Here is a 22,639-nt window from a genome sequence, read left to right as displayed (position 1 = left end):
TATAAAGAACGAATATATACGCAAAAATGGTTTAGGTCATAGGGTAACCCTAGACCTAAACCTTAAATTGTTTTGGTTTTGTAAGCTTACTTAAGCTCAACCTCAGCTCCTGCCTCTTCTAATGATGCTTTTAAGCCTTCAGCTTCGTCTTTAGAGATACCTGTTTTGATTGGTGCTGGAGCACTATCAACGATTTCTTTAGACTCTTTCAATCCTAATCCAGTTAATTCTTTAACTAATTTTACAACTGCTAATTTAGAAGCACCTGCTGCTTTTAAAATTACGTCGAATTCAGTTTGTGCTTCTGCTTCTGCTTCTCCACCTGCTGCTGGTCCTGCTACTGCAACTGCTGCTGCTGCTGCTGGCTCAATACCATATTCGTCTTTTAAAATATTAGCTAACTCATTTACTTCTTTAACTGTTAAGTTAACAAGTTGTTCTGCGAAATCTTTTAAATCTGCCATTTCTCTTTGTTTAATTTTTATTATTTAGTTTATTAGTGCGCTTATTCTTTTTCTGATAATGTTTTCAAAATACCAGACAATTTTTGACCTCCAGACTGTAATGCTGAAATAACATTTTTAGCTGGTGATTGTAAAATTGTGATGATTTCTCCAAGTAATTCTTCTTTAGATTTGATATTTACTAAAGTATTTAATTGGTCTGCACCAATAAAAATAGCTTCTTCAACATAAGCACCTTTAAATAAAGGCTTATCAGATTTAGACTTTTTTTGAATTTCTTGAATTAATTTTGCTGGAGCATTACCAACTTCAGAAAACATTAAAGATGTATTTCCTTTTAAAGTTGATGGTAATTTTCCAAAATCTTTATCAGATTTTTCCATTGCTTTTTCAAGCAAGGTATTTTTAACAACTGCTAGTTTTATATTTGCTTTAAAACAAGCTCTACGTAAATTAGAGGTATCTAAAGCATTTAATCCTGATATATCTGTTAAATAGATAATGTTTCCTTCAGTTAACTTAGCAGCTAAATCTTCTATTACTTGTGATTTTTCTTCTCTCGTCATAATTAATAAGTTTTAACTTTAATTAAACTGTTTTAGAATCAATACCTACTCCAGGACTCATAGTACTAGACATGTAGATACTTTTAATATAAGTTCCTTTTGCAGCTGTTGGTTTTAATTTAACCAAAGTTTGGATAAGTTCATGTGCATTATCTACAATTTTATCTACATCAAAAGATGCTTTTCCAATCGCAGCATGTACAATTCCTGTTTTATCAACTTTAAAGTCAATTTTACCAGCTTTTACCTCTGTAACAGCTTTTGCTACATCCATAGTTACTGTACCAGTTTTAGGGTTAGGCATTAAACCTCTTGGTCCTAAAATACGACCTAAAGGACCTAATTTACCCATAACGCTAGGCATAGTAATAATAACGTCTACATCTGTCCAACCTTCTTTAATTTTTTGAAGGTATTCATCTAACCCAACATAATCAGCACCTGCTTCTTTAGCTTCTGCTTCTTTATCTGGAGTTACCAATGCTAATACTTTTACATCTTTACCAGTTCCGTGAGGTAATGTTACTACCCCTCTAACCATTTGATTTGCTTTACGAGGATCAACTCCTAATCTAACAGCTAAATCGATAGATGCATCAAAATTTACACTAGTAATTTCTTTTACTAAAGCAGAAGCGTCTTTTAAAGAATAAGCTTGATTTTTATCAACCTTCGCTTGTGCTTCTTTTTGCTTTTTAGTTAATTTTGCCATTTTAATAACTGTTTATTTTTTAATTGGAGCTTCACCTTTTACTCTGATTCCCATTGAGCGTGCTGTACCAGCAATCATTAATGTTGCAGATTCAATAGTAAATGCATTTAAATCTACCATTTTATCTTCAGCAATCGCTTTCACTTGATCCCAAGTAATTGTAGCCACTTTTTTACGATTAGGTTCAGCTGAACCACTTTTAAGTTTAGCTGCTTCTAATAATTGAACAGCCGCTGGTGGAGTTTTTACAACAAATTCGAAAGATTTATCCTTGTATACAGTAATTGCAACAGGTAATATTTTTCCTTGTTTATCTTGAGTTCTAGCATTAAATTGCTTACAGAACTCCATAATGTTAACTCCGGCAGCACCTAAAGCAGGACCAACTGGTGGTGACGGGTTTGCGGCTCCTCCCTTAACTTGTAATTTTACTACTTTACTAATTTCTTTTGCCATCTTTTAATCTTAAATTCAATATTACATTTAATGGAAGCAAAATGCAATATTACATTATTGTAACAATTATGAAATCTTTTCTACTTGCATATAACTTAATTCCAATGGTGTTTTTCTTCCAAAAATTTTCACCATAACTTCAAGTTTACGCTTTTCTTCGTTTATTTTTTCAATTGTACCATCAAAACCATTAAATGGTCCATCAATAACTTTTACTGTTTCACCAACTACATAAGGAATTGCTACATTGTCATTTTGAACAGACAATTCATCAACCTTACCTAACATTCTGTTAATTTCAGATTTTCTCATTGGAACAGGATCTCCTCCTTTAACTTCCCCTAAAAAACCAATTACACCAGTTATAGATTTGATAATATGAGGTAACTCACCACTTAGGTTAGCTTCAATCATAACGTAACCAGGAAAGTAAACACGTTCTTTGTTTAATTTTTTCCCATTACGTACTTGAATAACTTTTTCTGAAGGTACTAATACTCTATCTACATAATCAGACATGCCTAAACGAGCAATTTCATTTTCAATATAAGTTTTCACTTTATTTTCTTGCCCACCAATAGCCCTTACAACGTACCATTTTTTTACAGAATCAGTCATAAGTCTTTTAAAATAATTTAAAATATTCCGTTAATCCAGTTTGAAATAATTTATCAACAGCAAATACCGCAATTGCAAAAATTACTGTAAATACAGCAACAACTACAGTTGATTTTTGAGCTTCTTCCCAAGAGATCCAAGACATTTTATGTCTCAACTCATCAAAGGCATCTTTTATATATTGAACTAAATTCATTTCTTTAAATTTTGTACGGAGATAAATTTATTCGCATATAACATTTAGAATAAACTACCAATTCCTTATTATTTTATTGCACGGGCGGAGAGACTCGAACTCCCGACACCTGGTTTTGGAGACCAGTGCTCTACCAACTGAGCTACGCCCGTAAATATAAGGTGCTCCTCTAATAAGAAGCACCTTAATTTATTGTAATCTGGTAATTAGTCTAATAACTCAGTTACTTGACCAGCACCTACTGTTCTACCACCTTCACGGATTGCAAAACGTAAACCTACGTTTAATGCAATTTTTTGGTGTAATTCAACATTTATTGTTAAGTTGTCACCTGGCATAACCATCTCAACTCCTTCTGGCAACATAATAGTACCAGTTACGTCAGTTGTACGTACGTAAAACTGTGGACGATAGTTGTTATGGAATGGTGTATGACGACCACCTTCTTCTTTTTTAAGGATATAAACCTCAGCTTTAAATTTAGCGTGTGGAGTTACTGATTTTGGTTTACAAATTACCATACCTCTACGGATATCTTCTTTTGCAATACCTCTTAATAAGATACCTACGTTATCTCCAGCTTCACCTCTATCTAATATTTTACGGAACATTTCAACTCCAGTAATTGTAGAAGTTAATTTTTCAGCACCCATACCGATAATTTCAACAGCATCACCTGTATTAGCAACACCAGTTTCGATACGACCTGTAGCAACAGTTCCACGACCTGTAATTGAGAATACATCTTCAATTGGCATTAAGAAATCTTTATCAACGTCACGTTTTGGTAACTCGATCCAAGAATCAACAGCATCCATTAATTCCATAATCTTTTCAACCCATTTTGGCTCATTGTTAAGACCACCCAAAGCAGAACCTTGAATAACTGGAGTGTTATCACCATCATATTCGTAGAAAGATAATAAATCTCTGATTTCCATCTCTACCAATTCTAATAACTCCTCATCATCAACCATATCCACTTTATTCATGAATACAACTAATCTTGGAATACCTACTTGACGACCTAATAAGATATGCTCTCTAGTTTGAGGCATAGGACCATCTGTTGCAGCAACAACGATAATTGCACCGTCCATTTGAGCAGCACCAGTTACCATGTTCTTTACGTAATCCGCGTGACCTGGACAGTCAACATGAGCGTAATGACGGTTAGCTGTAGCGTATTCTACGTGAGCAGTGTTAATTGTAATACCTCTTTCTTTTTCTTCAGGAGCATTATCGATTTGGTCAAAGTTTTTTACTTCACAAAATCCTTTTTGTGCTAATACTACAGTAATAGCAGCAGTTAAAGTAGTTTTACCGTGGTCAACGTGTCCAATAGTACCTATGTTAAGGTGTGGTTTGGAACGATCAAAATTTGCTTTTGCCATGATTATTAATTTTTAAATCTTAGTTATATATAGTGTTAAATTCAATACTTTACTTGAGCCAATGACGGGATTTGAACCCGTGACCTCTTCCTTACCAAGGAAACACTCTACCCCTGAGCTACACCGGCCAAAAAAATAGAGCGAGAGACCGGGCTCGAACCGGCGACAGTCAGCTTGGAAGGCTGAAGCTCTACCAACTGAGCTACTCTCGCAATAATTTTTTCAAATCATCATTGTTGTAATAATTTCTTATTACTTCCTTTTCGTGGTGAGAGAAGGATTCGAACCTTCGAAGCTTGCGCAGCAGATTTACAGTCTGCCCTCGTTGGCCACTTGAGTATCTCACCATTTTAATTTTCAAAGATCTAAGCAAATGAACAAACACTTACTCTTTTCATTTTAAAAACAATTTCTTGTTTTTGAGCCGATAGAGGGACTCGAACCCACGACCTGCTGATTACAAATCAGCTGCTCTAGCCAGCTGAGCTACATCGGCATTTTACTCCATAAAAGAAGTCCGCTATTTCTAACGGACTGCAAATGTATTAAAGTTTTATTTTAATCCAAAACTTTTTATGTTATTTTTTTTAATATTATTTTTCTCTTACTTTTTCTTTCTTTTTTGCCAATTGCCTTTTCAAGGAATCTGCAGCCAACAAAATACCTTCTTCAAAGGTTTTACATTGTTTTTTTACAACAAAATCGTTACCAGGTACATTTAATTTTACATCAATAAGTTTGTTTTCTTTTTCACTTGTTTGCTGTACTTTAAGATACACTTCTGCATCTACAATTTTATCATAATACTTATCTAAAGCAGATAATTTCTTTTCAACAAACTCAACAAGCCCCTTGTCTACATTAAAATTTACACATTGCAAATTTACTTTCATAATAATTTAGTTTTTATCGCTCCTTGGGTGAGCTAGATTATACACTTCCTTTAACTTACCCAAACTACTATGGGTATATACTTGTGTTGACGCCAAACTAGAATGCCCAAGCAATTCTTTTACAGCGTTTAGATCAGCACCTTCATTTAATAAATGTGTTGCAAAAGAATGCCTTATTACATGTGGGCTTTTCTTTACCTTCAACGACACAGTACTAAAATAATTATTTATTATACGATATACAAGTGTATCGTATATTTTTTTACCATGTTTTGTAACAAATAAATATGATTGATCAGACTCAATAACACCTCTAAACTCGTGATATATTGCTAATGAGTCTAATACAGATTTTAACAATGGAATATAGCGCTCTTTATTTCTTTTTCCTAAGACCTTTACTACACCATTACTTCTATCTATATCATTTAATCTTAAATTTACCAATTCACTTCTACGCATACCTGTTGAATATAACAATTCCACAATCAACTTATCTCTTACAGATTCAAAATCAGTATTTTCCATATTTAAATTTAAAACACTTTCAATCTCTTTTTCAGAAAAAGGAACCTGAACTCTTTTTGCCACTTTTAAAGCTTTATGTTTTGTTAGTGGGTTTAAATCTAATTGTTTTGTCTTTTGAAGAAACTTGTAGAACGATTTTAACGAAGATATTTTTCTGTTTATACTTCGATTTGAAATATCTGAATTTACTAAAACAACTATCCAACTTCTAATTTGAGAATAATTTGCATTTACAATATCATCACTTTCAAATTCTGAAACACAAAATTCCTGAAAAGAAATCAAATCGTTTTTATAGGCCGTCACAGTATGTAACGAATATTTTTTTTCGAGCGAAATATAATTTATAAAGGCATTTATAGGCATAAAAAAAACCGTTAGTAAACAAACATACAAATTGTAATTTGTTTTAACTAACGGTTTAAAATGTTTTGGCTAAAAATTAACCTTGCTCTTCTGCTGTTCTTAATTTTTGAACATATCGAGCTTTTATAATTTGTGCGCGGTTTTCAACTGAAGGTTTATTGAATTGCTTACGGTTACGCAAATTTTTCATTGTCTTCGTACGATCAAATTTTCTTTTGTAACGTTTTAACGCTCTATCAATATTTTCTCCGTCTTTAACTGGTATGATTAACATATTTTAGCACCTCCTTTCAAATTGTTCTCTTTTATTTTTTGGATTGCAAAGATACAAACAAAATAAATACAAGCAATGTATTTATGTTATTTTATTTTAGCAATTGGCTTATACTCTTTCTTATCTATAACAATTTTTGCGATAATTTCTCTCAAAATTTCTGAAGTTCCACCTCCAATTGGGCCTAAGCGACTATCTCTAAACATTCTTGCCATAGGATATTCTTCCATATAGCCATAACCGCCAAGAAATTGCAAACATTCATAAATTACTTTATCTGCCATTTTGGTAGACAATAATTTAGACATGGTAGCCTCTTTTACAACATACTGACCTCTATCTAACCTATAGATTACTGAGTAATTAAACTCTTTACACATCTCTATTTCACTTGCTAAATCGGCAACTTTATGGCGCAATGCCTGAAATTTATCTATTGTTTTCCCAAATGCACTTCTTTCAGACATGTATTTAATTGCATAATCTAATGCGTATTCAGCACTTGCATGAGCATTTATACCCATTATTACACGCTCTAAAGCAAAATGTTGCATAATGTACGGAAACCCTTTCCCTTCTTCACCTAACAAATTTTCAGCAGGAATGACCACATTATCAAAAGCAATTTCGGCAGTATCAGAGGCTTTCCAACCCAATTTTTCTAAATGTGTTGCTGTAATTCCAGAAGTTTCACGATCAACAACAAAAATACTCATTCCTTTATTACCTAATTCGGTATTAGTTTTTGCTGCAACCACCAAATAGTCTGAATAAACACCATTTGTAATAAATGTTTTTGATCCGTTTAATATATAGGTATCACCATTTTTCACAGCGGTAGTTCTCATTCCTGCAACATCAGAACCTCCAAATGGTTCAGAAATACACAAACAACCAACTTTTTCGCCAAGAATACTTGCTGTTAAATATTTTTCTTTTATAGCAGAACTTCCCTCTTTTTCTAGGTGAGTCATTGCTAAATAAGTATGCGCCCAAATAGCTGCAGCAAATCCAGCTGAATTTACTTTTTGCATTTCTTCTAAAAAAACCACCGTATAAAAAAGATCAAGATTTATACCTCCAAATTCTTCAGGATAATTTAGGCCAAAATAGCCCATTTCACCCATTTTTTTCCAGATGTTTTTATCTACAAAACCATCTTTCTCCCATTTATCAACATTTGGAACAACTTCCTTTTTTAAAAAATCTTGGAAACTTCTTCTAAATGCCTCGTGTTCTTCAGTAAAATACATACTATTCATAGTGGGAAAACTATTATTTTTTTGTTGAAATTTTATTTAGCCTGCAAATATAGTGCTATTCTGTTGAATTTATCCAAAGGAAAACCCTCAATTTTTTTTAATTCTTCCAAAGATTGTATTTCAGCAACCTCATCTCTATAATTAAAAATCTTTTTAGTTAACTCATAATCAATATAAACAATGGCTAAAACCTCTTTAAAAGTTGCGGTATTTACATTTATTTTTTGAATGGTTGGAGGTGTTTTAACTCTAAAATATTTCAATACATCATTTGCAACTTCTTCATCTAAATTCCAAACCTCATACAATTGCTCATTCATTGAAAATCCTTGTAATTTTGTACGATAATTAACAATTCTACTTGCAAGTACCTCACCAATTCCCTTCACTTTTTTTAAATCTTCAACAGTTGCCAAGTTTAAATCTTGAATTTCCATAGCTTTTTTTACGGTATTATTACCATCATTTGAATTAGATTTTGAAGAATCAATCCAATCTGGAAATTTAAAATAGGGGCTTAACACATTCAACAAACTATCGCTAACACCTGTAATTTCTTGAAATTGTTTTGCTGAATTGATAAATGCTCCGTTTTTTCTAAAATCCAATAATTTATCAATCTCTTCAACAGACATTCCCAATTGATAGCCTTTATAATCTGTAATATAATTTGGATTGAAAGGATAAATTTTAGGTTTTGAATTTTCTAATTCAACAAAACGTAACGAATCCATTTCTTGTTGAAAAATAATTAATTTGGCCGAATTTGCTGAATTCTTTTCTTCGGAAGAAAAATCAACAAAAAAGAAAACCAATTGTAAGAGAATTATAATTATCAATAAAAATAAAATCCCATTTCGTTGGCGTTTATTATACCTAAAATGGGATTTAAAGCTATTCATAAAAAAGTTATTTAATAACTGTTAATTTAACTTTTATGGCTTTTAAATATCTGATAAGTTCACTTCTAACAATAGGAAATAAGAACAGTAAACCTATCATATTTGGAAAAACCAAGGCTAAAATCATAGCATCAGAAAAATCAAACACCGCTTTCATAGAAGCTGCAGCACCAATAATTATAAATGCAATAAATAATAATTTATAAGTTATATCAGCCAATTTACTTCTACCAAATAAAAATTTCCAAGATTGCAATCCGTAATAAGACCAAGAGATCATTGTTGAAATTGCAAAAAGTACAACTGCCAATGTTAACACATAAGGAAACCAAGGAATTACTGCTTCAAATGCCATAGAAGTTAAATTTACACCACCAACAGCAACACCATTAATAATAACGTTACCAGAACCATCTCCACCATAAACAAACATTCCGTCACTATTATAAAAAATAATTACCAAGGCTGTCATTGTACAAATTACAACAGTATCAATAAAAGGTTCTAACAAAGAAACAATTCCTTCAGAAGCAGGATATTTTGTTTTTACTGCAGAGTGCGCAATTGCAGCAGAACCTGCACCAGCTTCATTTGAAAACACTGCACGTCTAAAACCTGTAATTAAAACACCAAAAAAGCCTCCCAATCCTGCACTTGGCGAAAATGCTTCTCTAAATATAAGTGCGATTGCATCATCTATATAACTGGCGTGTGCAAACATTACAACCAAACAGGCTAAAATATAAATTACCGCCATAAATGGCACTACCTTTTCAGTAACCGATGCAATTCTTTTGATTCCTCCAATAATTACAAACCCCACAACTATTGCAATACCTACCCCAATTATTGTACCCGAATGACCACCTTGCATTCCCATTAGACTTGCCAATTGCTCCGCTGCCTGATTTGACTGTACTGCATTACCGCCACCAAATGATGCTCCAACACATAATATTGCAAAAAGTACCGCAAGTACTTTTCCTAAATTCTTGTAACCTCTTTCAGCCATTCCTTTTGTAAGGTAATACATTGGACCTCCATAAACAGTTCCATCTGGACCAACATCTCTATATTTTACTCCCAAAGTACATTCAACAAATTTTGTAGACATACTTAATAAACCTGCCATTACCATCCAAAAAGTTGCACCTGGTCCACCAATAGAAATGGCCAAAGCTACCCCTGCAATATTTCCCAAACCAACAGTTCCTGAAACTGCTGTTGCCAAAGCCTGAAAATGCGTTACTTCTCCTTCTTTACTTTCGTCTCGTATTGTATCAACAATATCACCATCAACAATATTTAGTTCTGCTTTTTCAGCACCATGCCCTTCAACTTCATCATATTTACCTCTAACAACATTTATAGCCAATCCAAATCTTCGAATATTGATTAACTTAAAATAAAAAGTAAAAAATACAGCTCCAAACACCAATAAAAAAACAACCAAAGGAACACCTGTACCTGGTACAAGCCAAAAAACAATTCCTTCCCATTTTGCTGTTATTGGTTCAAACCAATCATTGATTTTTTCATCTAAACCTTTTTCTTGCGCAGTTGAAATAAATGGGGCTATAAAAAGCAATAAGCTTATAAATTTTTTAGTCATAATTTTGGTTAATTTCATAAAAAGTCTGCAATATGGCAAAAAATTGATTTTACTACAAGTTTTAGACAATTTTAAAATTAAAAAACTTCCCTAAGTTTTGCTATTTGTTCTCTGTTTCCTAAAATAATTAAGTAAGTATCTTTTTCTAATTTAGTGTGCGCATCTGGATTGATAATATACTCTCCTGTAGAAGTTTTAAAGCCAATAGCTGTACAACCTGTTTTTTTTCTTAGATCTAAATCCAATATTGTTTTGGATAAAAATTCTTTAGGTAAGCTGTTTACAGATATCTCTTCGAGGTTTGCATTTTCATTCCCAGAAATAGAAAGTCTATCAATAAATTCAATTAAATCGGGAGTTACAACCAAAGAAGCCATATGTGCACCACCCAATTTATCGGGCATAATTACATTTGTAGCACCTGCAATTTTTAATTTACCGTAAGAAGATTCACTAGAAGCACGGCTTATTATAATAAAATTTTTATTGAACTGACGAGCAGACAATACCACAAATAAATTATCGGCATCAGATGGCAAAGCCGTAATTAAACTTTTTGCTTTATCCAATCCTAATTTTAACAAATCATCATCATTAGTTGCATCACCTTCAACATACAAAACCCCATCTCGCTCTAAATCAGCTATTTCATTAATTCTTTTTTCAATTACCACACAAGGCACATTAAACTGTCGTAATTTATTTACGGCTTGTTTTCCATTTCGTCCATAACCACACACAATGGTATGATTTACTAATTTACCAATTTCTTGTTCCACTTTTTTATATTTTATAAGTTGAAAAAATTTGCTACTTGCCAAATACTCGGTAATTGCAGTAACTGAATATCCATAAACTACAATACTAATTATGATTAAAAATATGGTAAAAAGCTTTGTTTCTGTCGAAAATTTATGAATTTCACCAAAGCCAACTGTAGACATTGTAATAATGGTCATATACAACGAGTCTACAAAGTTATCACCCGCAATAACCATATAACCAGTTACGCCAATAATAACAACTGATAGTAGTAAAAAAATAGAGATTTGTAATTTTGATTTGAATATCATAAAACTATAAGTCAAAAACTGAGCTTCTTTTTGTATAAATTAAATCTTTTAATCGCAATAAAAAAGCCAGGGTTAAATAAATTCCAAAAGAAACTCCTAAAGTTACAAATGATAAATAAATAAAGAAAATTCGCACATTAGAAACACTAATACCCAATCTATCTGCAAATCTTGACGAAACTGCAAATCCGTGTTTTTCAAAAAAATGACGCAAAGAATCAATCCACTTCACAAGCTAAAAATTTGAACGCAATATACTAATTTTCAAAATAAGATATTAGCTACATTCAATTTATAGCCACAATTTTTTAACTTTGCTGCTTTCCAAAAAACAGCATGACAAAACACCAGGAATATATTGAAGTACTTGGCGCACGCGTTCACAATTTAAAAAATATTGATGTTCGTATACCTCGAGAAAAATTAGTGGTTATCACTGGCTTAAGTGGCAGTGGCAAATCTTCTTTGGCATTTGACACTATTTATGCTGAAGGACAGCGGCGCTATATTGAAACTTTTTCGGCCTATGCGCGTCAGTTTTTGGGAGGCTTAGAAAGACCCGATGTTGATAAAATTGATGGACTTTCTCCCGTTATTGCTATTGAACAAAAAACAACCAGCAAAAGTCCACGTTCAACTGTAGGAACAATTACAGAGATTTACGATTTTTTACGATTGCTTTTTGCACGTGCTGCAGATGCTTATTCGTATAACACCAATAAAAAAATGGTAAGTAATAGCGACGAGCAAATTAAAGAATTGATTTTAAGCGAATTTGAAGCTAAAAAAATTGTAGTTCTTGCGCCTGTTGTAAAATCAAGAAAAGGACATTATCGCGAACTTTTTGAACAAATAGCCAAACAAGGTTTTGTTAGAGTTAGAGTTGATGGTGAAATTGTTGAAATTGAAAAAGGAATGCGTTTAGATCGTTATAAAACGCATGATATTGAAATTGTAATAGACCGCCTTGAAGTAAATAAATCTTCAGAAAAAAGATTGGAAGAAACCATTACAACCGCCTTATATTCGGGCGAAAATGTAATGATGGTTTTAGAGCACAATCAACATATTCCTCGCTATTTTAGTCGAGAATTAATGTGTCCAGAAACAGGTATTTCCTACCCAAATCCCGAACCAAATTCATTTTCATTTAACTCACCAAAAGGTGCTTGCGAAACTTGCAATGGATTGGGAAAAATCAACAAAGTAAATATTGACAAAATAATTCCCAATAAAGAAATATCTATAAAAAGTGGTGGAATTACGCCTATTGGCGAGCAAAAATCGACTTGGATATTTAAACAATTACAATTAATTGCAGAGCGTTATAAATTTCAATTAACCGATCCTATTTCAAAAATTCCTGCGGAAGCATTAGAAGTTATTTTGAATGGTGGTAAAGAAAAATTTGAAGTTGCATCAAAAACAATGGGCATTACCCGCAATTACGAAATTGATTTTGAAGGTATTATTAAATTTATTGAAAATCAATACAATGCAAGTGATTCAACATCATTAAAACGGTGGGCTAACGATTTTATGGATGAAATTGAATGTGAAACTTGCAATGGTGCCCGATTAAAAAAAGAAGCACTTTATTTTAAAGTAAACGAAAAAAATATTGCAGAGTTAGCGCATTTAGATATTTCAGAATTGGCAAATTGGTTTTCAACTGTTGAAGAAAAATTATCTAGCAAACAACTTCAAATTGCTTCAGAAATAATTAAAGAAATTAGAACGCGCATTCAGTTTTTACTAGATGTTGGTTTGGATTATTTAGCCTTAGATCGAAGCTCAAAATCTTTGTCAGGTGGCGAAGCGCAACGCATTAGGCTTGCAACACAAATTGGCTCTCAACTTGTTGGTGTCTTGTATATTTTAGACGAACCTAGTATTGGTTTACACCAACGCGACAATGAAAAGTTGATAAAATCATTGATCAATCTTAGAGATATTGGAAATTCTGTTTTGGTAGTTGAACATGATAAAGACATGATTGAACACGCCGATTTTGTTTTAGATATTGGTCCTGGCGCTGGAATTCACGGTGGTGAAATTGTAAGTGAAGGTACTTTTGCTGAACTAAAAAAACACAACACTTTAACTGCAGATTATTTAAACGGTACCCAAAAAATAGCAATTCCTTCAAAAAGAAGAAAAGGAAACGGACATAAAATTGTTATCAAAGGCGCATCAGGCAATAACCTAAAAAATTTAACGGTTGAATTTCCTTTAGGACAATTAATTTGCGTAACTGGTGTTTCGGGTAGCGGAAAATCTACTTTAATTAACGAAACATTGTACCCAATTTTAAATCAGCATATTTACAATGGTGTAAAAAAACCAATGCCTTTTAAAACCATTGAAGGTTTAGAACATATAGACAAAGTTATTGCTATTGACCAATCGCCCATTGGTCGCACACCTCGCTCAAATCCAGCAACTTACACAGGAGTTTTTGGCGAAATTAGAAATCTATATGCTAAAACTAGTGAAGCTGCTATTAGAGGGTATAAATCTGGTCGTTTTTCATTCAATGTTAAAGGAGGAAGATGCGAAACTTGTCAGGGTGGTGGCGTTAGGGTTATTGAAATGAATTTTTTACCCGATGTACATGTTGAGTGCGAAACTTGTCAAGGCAAACGTTTTAATCGTGAAACTTTAGAAATTAGATACAAAGGAAAATCAATTGCCGACATACTAGATATGACCATTGAGGAAGCTGTTACTTTTTTTGAAAACATTCCTAAAATTCACAGAAAACTAAAAACAATTCACGATGTTGGCTTGGATTACCTTACTTTAGGTCAACAATCAACAACCTTATCAGGAGGTGAAGCACAACGTATAAAATTAGCTTCTGAACTTTCAAAAAGAGATACTGGAAATACTTTTTATATTTTAGACGAGCCCACAACTGGTCTACATTTTGAAGATATTAGGGTTTTAATGGAAGTGCTAAACAAACTAACAAACAAAGGAAATACCATATTGGTTATTGAACACAATATGGATGTTATAAAACTGGCAGATTATATAATAGATATTGGTATGGAAGGTGGTAAAAATGGCGGACAATTAATTTGCTACGGTACCCCTGAAGAAGTAAGTAAACATAAAGAAAGTTACACTGCTAAATTCTTAAAAAAAGAATTACATTAGGCAAAAACTATTTTTTAGTTTTAAATAAAAAAATACAATTTACAATGACACCCAACGAAGATAGAAAAATACGAGAAAAATTTAAGCAAAAAACTTGGAACGAAATTAAAACCAACGACTCCTGGGCTATTTTTAAAATTATGGCCGAATTTGTTGAAGGCTTTGAACGCTTAGGTAAAATTGGACCTTGTGTTAGTATTTTTGGTTCTGCTCGCACAAAACCAGAAGACGCCTCATATATTTTAGCTGAAAACATTGCCTATGAACTAACCCAACACGGTTACGGAATTGTAACTGGTGGTGGACCTGGAATTATGGAAGCAGGAAACAAAGGAGCTGCACGTGGTAAAGGAATTTCGGTTGGTTTAAATATTGAATTGCCTTTTGAACAACACGACAATCCATATATTGACTCGGATAAAAGTTTGGATTTTGATTACTTTTTTGTTCGTAAAGTAATGTTTGTAAAATACTCACAAGGTTTTGTTGTAATGCCAGGTGGGTTTGGAACTTTAGACGAATTATTTGAAGCCATCACTCTAATTCAAACTAAAAAAATTGGAAAATTTCCTATTATTTTGGTAGGTAAAAAATATTGGTCTGGTTTGTTTGATTGGATTAAAAATACACTTGTTGAAGAAGGTAAAATTAGCCCAGCAGATTTAGATTTAATTTCAATTGTAGATACCGCTGAAGAAGTTTTAGAAGTTATAAACACCTTCTACCAAAAATACAGTTTAAGTCCTAATTTCTAAATAAATACTTTTTTTGAATAAGAATCTCCTTTTAATGGTTGTTTTTGGTGTTGTTTTTTTGAACTTAAGTTTTAGTCAAAATAACAACATTAAGATAAATGCTACCTTAAATACAGAAACTCACGAATTAAATATTTATCAGGAAATTAATTACTTTAACAAATCGGACAGCATTTTAAATAACATTTATTTAAGCAATTGGCCAAATGCGTATAAAGATAAAAAAACGCCATTGGCGCAAAGATTTGTTGAAAAAAACTCGAAATCTTTCCATTTCACCAAATCAAAAAACCGAGGAAATTCAACCATAAATACCATTCTTGTAGATTATGAAGTTGCTGATTGGAAGTCTCCAAATCAACAACCTGATATTTTAAACATCCTATTAAAAGAGCCCTTAAAACCCAACGATTCTGCTAAAATTATAATTACATATGTTGTAAAAATCCCCAATTCTAAATTTACAAGATACGGTGTAAGTTCTAATATTTACAACTTGCGCTATTGGTATTTAGTTCCTGCAATATTCAATAAAAAATGGGATACTTATAACAATCTAGACTTGGACGATTTATACATGGATTTTACCGATTATAACATCTCGGTAAATGTTCCGGCTGATTATACTTTAAACAGTGATTTAATTGTTTCTGAAACTAAAAATTCACTTCAAAAAACTTATCAATTAATAGGAAAAAACCGGTTAGATGTTGAATTGAGTATCTCTCAATATGATGATTTTTCGCAGTACAATTCCAAACCTGTTTCAATTATTACCAACTTAAATTCAGCAAGATTAAATTTAGTTGTAAAAACAACCATATTAAATAGAGAACTTCATTTTATTGAATCTTACTTAGGTGCATACCCACATAACAAATTGTTAATTAACAAAATAGAATACGAAAAAGATCCAGTTTACGGATTCAATCAATTGCCCGAATTTTTAGCACCCTTTAGTGATAATTTTGAATGGGATATAAAAATGTTCAAAGTATTGGCAAGAAAATACATCACTACAAAATTTTTGTTCAATCAAAGAGAAGATGTTTGGCTTGCTGATGGCTTACAAACATATTTAATGATGAAATATATTGAGGAATATTATCCTGAAATGAAAGCCATTGGTAATGTTTCAAAAATTTGGGGTGTTAGAAGTTTTAACTTGGCTAAAATAGATTTTAACGATAAATATTATTTTATCCATCAGTTTGCTGCTCGTAAAAACTTAGACCAATCACTTACAACACCTGCAGATTCCTTGTCTAATTTCAACCAAAAAATTGCCAATAAATACAAAGCTGGTATTGGCTTAAAATATTTAGAAAATTATTTAGGCGAAGAAACTATTAAAAATGCAATTGTAGATTTCTCTAAAAACAATGCCATAAAAAAAACAGAGAGCAATACCATTTTTAACAATATTAGCACAACTAAAAATATAGATTGGTTTAAAAATGGTTATATAGAGACCAGTAAAAAAAGTGATTATAAAATTAAAAAAGTTGATGTTATAAACGACTCTATTGAAGTTACCGTAAAAAATATGAGAGACTTTACGGTTCCTATTGAATTATTTGGAATTAAAGATTCTGAAATCAAATACAGAAAATGGCTTACAGGTATAGATTCAATTTCTAAAATTACCATACCTAAAGATGGATTTGACAAGCTATCTTTAAATTACCAATCGCTTTTACCTGAATACAACTTGCGAAATAACTGGAAAAATGTAAATCCTACTTTATTTACAAGGCCTTTACAATTAAAATTTTTTAAAGATATTGAAAACCCATATTACAACCAATTATTTTACACTCCTGTTTTTGGATACAACTATTACAGTGGAATTATACTTGGAATGGCTTTTTCAAATCAAACTTTTTTAAATAAAAGCATTAATTTTAAAGTCACACCATCATACAGTACAAAAAGTAACGCATTTTCAGGATCTTACTCTTTAAAATACGAGTTTTTACCTGAAAATAAACAAGTTAATAAATTTGTGTTAGGTGTTGCTGGTAATCATTACGACTATGCTCCAGATTTACCTTACAGCAAATTTACACCTTTCGCATTTTTAGAATTTAGAAAAAAAAGCCATAGAGACATTAGTAGCAATGCTATTTCTGCAGGTTATACTTTTGTTGACAAAGCTCCTTCACCTACAGAAACACAAGATCCTGAAACTTTAAAATACAATGTTTTTAGTATTAATTACGGCTTCTCAAAACCAAATGTAATTAATGATATTCGTTTGTCTACCGGATTTCAAATGTCCGATAAATTTAGTAAGGTATCATTAGATGCACATTATAGAATTTTAACAAACACCAACACACAATTTGATTTTAGGTTTTTTGCAGGTGCTTTTTTAACAAACGACACGAATACCGATTTTTTTAGTTTTGCTATGGACAGGCCAACGGATTATTTATTTCAATACGATTATTTAGGTCGCTCTGCAACAACAGGTTTTTTAAGTCAGCAAATTATTATTGCTGAAGGTGGTTTTAAGTCTAATTTACCCGTACAATACGCAAATCAGTGGTTAACTTCAATAAACACAAGTATTGGTGTTTGGCGTTGGGCTGAAATTTACAACGATGTTGCTTTGGCTAAAAACAAAAATCAAAACGTCTATTTTGCTTATGAAAACGGTGTTAGACTTAATTTTGTGCAAGATATATTAGAAGTGTATTTTCCTGTTTACTCTAATTTAGGTTGGGAAATTACACAAACAGATTACGCCTCTAGAATAAGGTTTGTATTGGTTTTAAATCCAAAAAGAATCGTAAATTTTTTACGAAGAGGATTTTATTAAATTTTTAAAATTTTGCAATATTCAATTGACAATCAATTAAATAATATTTATAAAATTTCGAGTTTTGATTGTTTATTCACAACAATTCCCAATTCAGCCAGTTCATTTTTAATTATCATCAAAAATAACTAACTTCGCACAGCTGAAAAATGAAAAATTAAAAAACCATGCAAGTAAAACCCTCATCTACTTCACCAGAACAACTCTCTTTTAATCAGTTTAAAAAAGAAGTTTTAGACGATTACAAAATTGCTGTAATAAGCAGAGAATGTAGTATGTTGGGGCGCCGAGAAGTTTTAACAGGAAAAGCAAAATTTGGAATTTTTGGTGATGGCAAAGAAATACCTCAATTGGCGATGGCAAAATCGTTCAAAAAAGGTGATTTTAGATCTGGTTATTATCGTGACCAAACTTTTATGATGGCAATTGGAGAATTAACTCCACAACAGTTTTTTGCAGGTTTGTATGCGCATCCAGACATTAAAGCTGAACCTATGTCGGGTGGTAGACAAATGGGTGGTCATTTTATTACGCATAGTTTGGATGAAAACGGAGAGTTTAAAAATTTAACCGAACAATACAATTCAACTGGAGATATTTCACCAACAGCAGCTCAAATGCCACGTATGTTGGGAGTTGCTTATGCTTCAAAACTTTTTAGAGAAGTTTCTGAACTTGAAAAATCTAAATTTTCAAACAACGGAAATGAAATTTCTTGGGGAACTATTGGTAACGCCAGTACTTCTGAAGGTTTGTTTTTTGAAACCATAAATGCTGCAGGTGTTTTACAAGTACCTATGGTAATAAGTGTTTGGGATGATGATTATGGAATTTCGGTTCCTGCTAAATTTCAAACAACAAAAGAAAATATTTCTGAAATTCTTAAAGGATTTCAAAGAGATGAGAAAGATAAAGGTTTTGAAATTTTTGTTGTAAAAGGCTGGGATTATGCCAAATTAATGGACGTATATGCCAAAGCTGCTAAAATTGCACGAGAAGAACATGTACCTGTTCTTATTCACGTACAAGATTTAACACAACCGCAAGGTCATTCAACTTCTGGTTCACACGAACGCTACAAATCAAAAGAACGCTTAATATGGGAAAAACAATTTGATTGTATTTCTAAAATGCGAGACTGGATTTTTGAGTTTGAATTAATAGACCAAACAGGCAATGTTTTAAAATTTGTTGAACTTGAAGAAGAATTGATAAAAATTGAAAAGGATGCTAAAAAACTAGTAAGTCAAGCTCGTAGAGACGCTTGGAGTGCTTATTTAACTCCCATAAAGGAAGAAAAATCGAAGTTAATGTTGCTTCTTGATAATTTAGCAGCTAAAAGTAACAACAAAGTTTTTCTGTCAAAATTAAAAAACGACCTGGCTACAATAAGTGAACCTTGCAGAAAAGATTTAATTTCTACAGCAAGAAAATCTATTGTTTATGTTAGAGATGAACAATTTGTAGAAAAAACACAACTTCAAAATTGGATTACTAATTTTATAAAAACTGAAGCACCAAAATACAATTCTCATTTGCATAGCGAATCTTCTAAAAGTATTCAAAATGCAAAAGAAATTTTACCTACTTACCCAAAAAATCCAGAACTAGTTGATGCCCGAATTATTATAAAGGATAATTTTGATACGCTGTTTTCTAAATACAACGATGTTTTTATTTTTGGAGAAGATGCTGGAAATATTGGAGATGTAAATCAAGGTTTGGTTGGACTACAAGATAAATATGGAAAATTACGAGTTTCTGATACAGGTATTCGTGAAGCGACTATTATTGGACAAGGAATAGGTATGGCTTTAAGAGGCCTACGCCCTATTGCCGAAATTCAGTATTTAGACTATGTGCTATATGCTATCCAAATATTGAGCGACGATTTAGCTTCTTTACATTACCGCACTGTAGGTAAACAAAAAGCACCTTTAATTATTAGAACTCGAGGACATAGATTGGAAGGTATTTGGCATTCTGGTTCTCCAATGGGTGCTATTATTCATTTATTAAGAGGAATTCACATATTAGTGCCTCGAAATATGACAAAGGCAGCTGGATTTTATAATACATTACTAGAATGCGACGAACCCGCTTTGGTTATAGAAAACTTAAATGGTTACCGACTTAAAGAAAAATTACCAAACAATTTTGGTGAATTTAAAACGCCAATAGGTGTTGTTGAAACAATTAGAGAAGGTAAAGATATTACAGTAGTTTCATATGGTTCAACCCTAAAAATTGTGCAAGATGTAGTAAATGATTTATTACAGGTTGATATTGATATTGAAATTATTGATGCGCAAAGTTTATTGCCTTTTGATATAAAACACGATGTTGTTAAAAGTGTTCAAAAAACAAATAGATTAATTGTTATTGATGAAGACGTTCCTGGAGGTGCATCTGCTTATTTGTTAAATGCTATTTTAGAAGAACAAAATGCCTATGAATTTTTAGATAGCAAGCCCATTACTTTAACAGCTAAAGCACATAGGCCTGCTTATAGTTCAGATGGAGATTATTTTTCAAAACCAAATGCTGAAGATATTTTTGAAACTATCTACAATATGATGCGTGAAGTAAATCCTTCAAAATTTAAAAAACTATATTAAATAAACTGTAGCTTTTGACTTTTTGACTTTTTGACTTTAAACTTTTGACTTTTGACTTTTGCTTTTGACCATCGCTTCTATGTTAAAAAACTATTGTTGTACAAACGCTTCAACCAATTCACCTAAAACTTTTTCAGACTTTTTAGCTACTTCCTGCACTTCTTCGTGAGATACAGATTCAACAATACCTTCAATACCTAAATCGGTTATTACGGATAAACCAAAGCAAGTCATTCCCATATGTTTGGCTACAATTACTTCAGGTACTGTAGACATTCCTACACAATCTGCACCTAAGATTTTAACCATTTTATATTCTGCAGGCGTTTCAAAAGTAGGACCTTGTAGGGCTAAATAAATTCCTTTCTGAATAGAAACATTTGATTTTTCAGCAATCATTTCCATTTTAGCAATCATTTTTTTACAATAAGCTTCGTGCATATCAACAAATCTTGGACCAAAACGCTCATCATTTTTACCGTGTAAAGGATGCGCTGGCATCATATTAATATGATCTGTAATAATCATAATATCACCCACTTTAAAAGCTGGATTTACGCCTCCTGATGCGTTTGAAACAATTAACTTTTCAACACCTAAATATTTCATTACACGTACAGGAAAAACAGTTTGCTCCATAGTCCAACCTTCATAATAATGAAAACGACCACGCATTGCTACCACTTTTTTTCCTCCTAAAGTACCAAAAATCAATTCTCCTGAATGCCCTTGCACTGTTGAAACCGGAAAATTTGGAATATCGGCATACGAAATAGCAATTTCAATTGAGATTTTTTCAACCAAATTACCCAAACCAGTACCTAAAATAATTCCATAATCTGGTGTTGTAATTCCTTTTTCTTGAAGAAATTTAACGGTTTCCTGAACTTTGTTCCACATAATTTTTTATAAGTTTATTAAAATCGTTTTCACGATTTATAAATGTTGTTTTTATTGAAATATAATGTATGTTTTTTACCTTATCAAAGATACGAACATAATCTTTCTCTGTTGTTAAAATCATTTTTTTTGAAGAAGTTAATGCTTCAAAATTTAACTTTATCATTTCGATATCAGCAGCTTTAAAATCGTAATGATCTGGGAATTTTAAATGTTTAAATTTCAGTTGTTTTTCATTCAAATAATTTAACAAAGGTGCTGGATTTGCAATTCCCGTAATTAAAAGCAATTCCGTATCATTTAGGTTTTCTAAATAAACTTCATCAATACCTTTCAACGTTTCATAATAAGCAATTGTCGTAAAAAAAACAGGTTGCTTTTGGTTTACATTTAACTTTGACACTACTTTTTCCTGTGCTTCAGCTAAAAGATTGTTTGGGCATTTTGTCACAATAATAGTCTGTGCACGTTTGGCTCCCCATTTATTTTCGCGCAAATTACCTGTTGGCAACATACAATCATCAACATACAAATCATTGTACGATGTTAATAAAATATTAAATCCGCCTTGCACTTTTCTATGCTGAAAAGCATCGTCTAACAAAATTACATCGGGTGGATTTTGCATTTTTTCCAATTGCTGAATGCCGTTGGTTCTATCTGCATCCACACAAACAATAATATTTGGAAATTTTTGAAAATACTGAAAAGGTTCATCGCCAATAATTTCAGCATTTACACCTGTTTCAGCCAAAACAAATCCTTCACTTTTTCGTTTATATCCTCTGCTTAAAACAGCAACTTTATAGTTATTTTGCAACAAACGAATTAAATATTCTATTTGAGGTGTTTTTCCTGTACCACCAACACTTAAATTACCAACTACAATGGTTGGTGTTTTAAATTTGGTTGATTTAAATACGTTAACATTGTACAAATAATTACGCAAAAAAGTAATTAAACCATACAATAAACTAAATGGAAACGCTATTTTTCTTAGAAAATTCACCAAATGCAAAATTACAAAACAAATCAGAATATTTCTATTTAAAAGGTTTAACTTT

At 32.0% G+C, this 22,639-nt stretch carries 21 protein-coding genes and 5 tRNA genes; 4 read left to right on the top strand and 22 right to left on the bottom strand.

The features are described 5' to 3' along the window. Nucleotides 1-86: 86 nt before the first annotated feature. The 20 genes from rplL to EC396_RS02660 all read right to left on the bottom strand — a co-directional run bounded on the left by rplL (nucleotide 87) and on the right by EC396_RS02660 (nucleotide 11,548). Nucleotides 87-464: a 50S ribosomal protein L7/L12 gene (gene rplL, locus EC396_RS02755; protein ID WP_129365175.1), complete on the bottom strand. Its 378-nt coding sequence runs from the start codon at nucleotides 462-464 to the stop codon at nucleotides 87-89. 41 nt (nucleotides 465-505) lie between these two features. Beyond that, entirely contained in the window at nucleotides 506-1,030 is a 525-nt protein-coding gene (gene rplJ / locus EC396_RS02750; protein WP_129365174.1) for a 50S ribosomal protein L10, read from the bottom strand. Between the two features lie 22 nt (nucleotides 1,031-1,052). Beyond that, nucleotides 1,053-1,742: a 50S ribosomal protein L1 gene (rplA, locus tag EC396_RS02745; RefSeq protein ID WP_129365173.1), complete on the bottom strand. Its 690-nt coding sequence runs from the start codon at nucleotides 1,740-1,742 to the stop codon at nucleotides 1,053-1,055. A gap of 12 nt (nucleotides 1,743-1,754) precedes the next feature. Continuing rightward, nucleotides 1,755-2,198, bottom strand: coding sequence for a 50S ribosomal protein L11 (gene rplK, locus EC396_RS02740; RefSeq protein WP_129365172.1), 444 nt, complete (start codon nucleotides 2,196-2,198; stop codon nucleotides 1,755-1,757). 66 nt (nucleotides 2,199-2,264) lie between these two features. After that, the gene (gene nusG, locus EC396_RS02735; RefSeq protein WP_129365171.1) at nucleotides 2,265-2,816 is read right to left on the bottom strand and encodes a transcription termination/antitermination protein NusG; all 552 of its coding nucleotides are present in this window, start codon (nucleotides 2,814-2,816) and stop codon (nucleotides 2,265-2,267) included. Nucleotides 2,817-2,823: 7 nt separating this feature from the next. Further along, nucleotides 2,824-3,012 (bottom strand): preprotein translocase subunit SecE, encoded by a 189-nt coding sequence (gene secE / locus EC396_RS02730; RefSeq protein ID WP_129365170.1) that lies wholly within the window; start codon nucleotides 3,010-3,012, stop codon nucleotides 2,824-2,826. A gap of 79 nt (nucleotides 3,013-3,091) precedes the next feature. Next, nucleotides 3,092-3,164, bottom strand: a tRNA-Trp gene (locus EC396_RS02725). 54 nt (nucleotides 3,165-3,218) lie between these two features. Beyond that, complete coding sequence (tuf, locus tag EC396_RS02720) at nucleotides 3,219-4,406, bottom strand: elongation factor Tu (RefSeq protein ID WP_129365169.1); 1,188 nt, start codon at nucleotides 4,404-4,406, stop codon at nucleotides 3,219-3,221. Between the two features lie 56 nt (nucleotides 4,407-4,462). Then, nucleotides 4,463-4,534, bottom strand: a tRNA-Thr gene (locus EC396_RS02715). 11 nt (nucleotides 4,535-4,545) lie between these two features. Beyond that, a tRNA-Gly gene (locus EC396_RS02710) sits at nucleotides 4,546-4,618 on the bottom strand. A gap of 54 nt (nucleotides 4,619-4,672) precedes the next feature. Then, a tRNA-Tyr gene (locus EC396_RS02705) sits at nucleotides 4,673-4,753 on the bottom strand. A gap of 75 nt (nucleotides 4,754-4,828) precedes the next feature. After that, a tRNA-Thr gene (locus EC396_RS02700) sits at nucleotides 4,829-4,902 on the bottom strand. A gap of 97 nt (nucleotides 4,903-4,999) precedes the next feature. Next, nucleotides 5,000-5,299: a ribosome hibernation-promoting factor, HPF/YfiA family gene (gene hpf / locus EC396_RS02695; RefSeq protein ID WP_129365168.1), complete on the bottom strand. Its 300-nt coding sequence runs from the start codon at nucleotides 5,297-5,299 to the stop codon at nucleotides 5,000-5,002. Between the two features lie 6 nt (nucleotides 5,300-5,305). After that, the gene (locus EC396_RS02690; RefSeq protein WP_129365167.1) at nucleotides 5,306-6,193 is read right to left on the bottom strand and encodes a tyrosine-type recombinase/integrase; all 888 of its coding nucleotides are present in this window, start codon (nucleotides 6,191-6,193) and stop codon (nucleotides 5,306-5,308) included. Nucleotides 6,194-6,269: 76 nt separating this feature from the next. Further along, nucleotides 6,270-6,467, bottom strand: a complete 198-nt coding sequence (gene rpsU, locus EC396_RS02685) for a 30S ribosomal protein S21 (protein ID WP_129365166.1) — start codon at nucleotides 6,465-6,467, stop codon at nucleotides 6,270-6,272. Nucleotides 6,468-6,553: 86 nt separating this feature from the next. Then, nucleotides 6,554-7,729: an acyl-CoA dehydrogenase family protein gene (locus tag EC396_RS02680; RefSeq protein WP_129365165.1), complete on the bottom strand. Its 1,176-nt coding sequence runs from the start codon at nucleotides 7,727-7,729 to the stop codon at nucleotides 6,554-6,556. Nucleotides 7,730-7,761: 32 nt separating this feature from the next. Continuing rightward, nucleotides 7,762-8,631: a helix-hairpin-helix domain-containing protein gene (locus tag EC396_RS02675; RefSeq protein ID WP_129365164.1), complete on the bottom strand. Its 870-nt coding sequence runs from the start codon at nucleotides 8,629-8,631 to the stop codon at nucleotides 7,762-7,764. Nucleotides 8,632-8,638: 7 nt separating this feature from the next. After that, nucleotides 8,639-10,243 (bottom strand): sodium:alanine symporter family protein, encoded by a 1,605-nt coding sequence (locus EC396_RS02670; RefSeq protein ID WP_129365163.1) that lies wholly within the window; start codon nucleotides 10,241-10,243, stop codon nucleotides 8,639-8,641. A gap of 77 nt (nucleotides 10,244-10,320) precedes the next feature. Next, entirely contained in the window at nucleotides 10,321-11,316 is a 996-nt protein-coding gene (locus tag EC396_RS02665) for a TrkA family potassium uptake protein (protein ID WP_129365162.1), read from the bottom strand. A gap of 4 nt (nucleotides 11,317-11,320) precedes the next feature. After that, entirely contained in the window at nucleotides 11,321-11,548 is a 228-nt protein-coding gene (locus EC396_RS02660) for a PspC domain-containing protein (RefSeq protein WP_129365161.1), read from the bottom strand. Nucleotides 11,549-11,652: 104 nt separating this feature from the next. Here EC396_RS02660 and uvrA point away from each other — a divergent pair, with 104 nt between their 5' ends. From uvrA to EC396_RS02640, 4 genes are all read left to right on the top strand, one after another. Beyond that, on the top strand, nucleotides 11,653-14,478 hold the full coding sequence (uvrA, locus tag EC396_RS02655) for an excinuclease ABC subunit UvrA (protein ID WP_129365160.1): 2,826 nt from the start codon (nucleotides 11,653-11,655) through the stop codon (nucleotides 14,476-14,478). 44 nt (nucleotides 14,479-14,522) lie between these two features. Further along, the gene (locus EC396_RS02650) at nucleotides 14,523-15,233 is read left to right on the top strand and encodes a TIGR00730 family Rossman fold protein (protein WP_129365159.1); all 711 of its coding nucleotides are present in this window, start codon (nucleotides 14,523-14,525) and stop codon (nucleotides 15,231-15,233) included. 13 nt (nucleotides 15,234-15,246) lie between these two features. After that, nucleotides 15,247-18,057 carry an aminopeptidase gene (locus EC396_RS02645; protein WP_129365158.1) on the top strand — a complete coding sequence of 937 codons (2,811 nt, stop codon included), beginning with the start codon at nucleotides 15,247-15,249 and terminating at the stop codon, nucleotides 18,055-18,057. 167 nt (nucleotides 18,058-18,224) lie between these two features. Then, nucleotides 18,225-20,675, top strand: a complete 2,451-nt coding sequence (locus EC396_RS02640) for a thiamine pyrophosphate-dependent enzyme (RefSeq protein ID WP_129365157.1) — start codon at nucleotides 18,225-18,227, stop codon at nucleotides 20,673-20,675. Nucleotides 20,676-20,765: 90 nt separating this feature from the next. Here the strand turns inward: EC396_RS02640 and EC396_RS02635 are convergent, their stop codons facing one another. After that, entirely contained in the window at nucleotides 20,766-21,575 is an 810-nt protein-coding gene (locus EC396_RS02635; protein WP_129365156.1) for a purine-nucleoside phosphorylase, read from the bottom strand. Continuing rightward, entirely contained in the window at nucleotides 21,547-22,584 is a 1,038-nt protein-coding gene (gene lpxK, locus EC396_RS02630) for a tetraacyldisaccharide 4'-kinase (RefSeq protein WP_129365155.1), read from the bottom strand. The genes EC396_RS02635 and lpxK overlap by 29 nt, the downstream gene beginning before the upstream one ends. Between the last annotated feature and the right edge of the window lie 55 nt (nucleotides 22,585-22,639).

The organism is Lutibacter sp. HS1-25 (assembly GCF_004121075.1).
In the GTDB taxonomy this organism is placed as follows: Bacteria; Bacteroidota; Bacteroidia; order Flavobacteriales; family Flavobacteriaceae; genus Lutibacter.
This window is presented reverse-complemented; position numbering and strand designations above follow the sequence as displayed.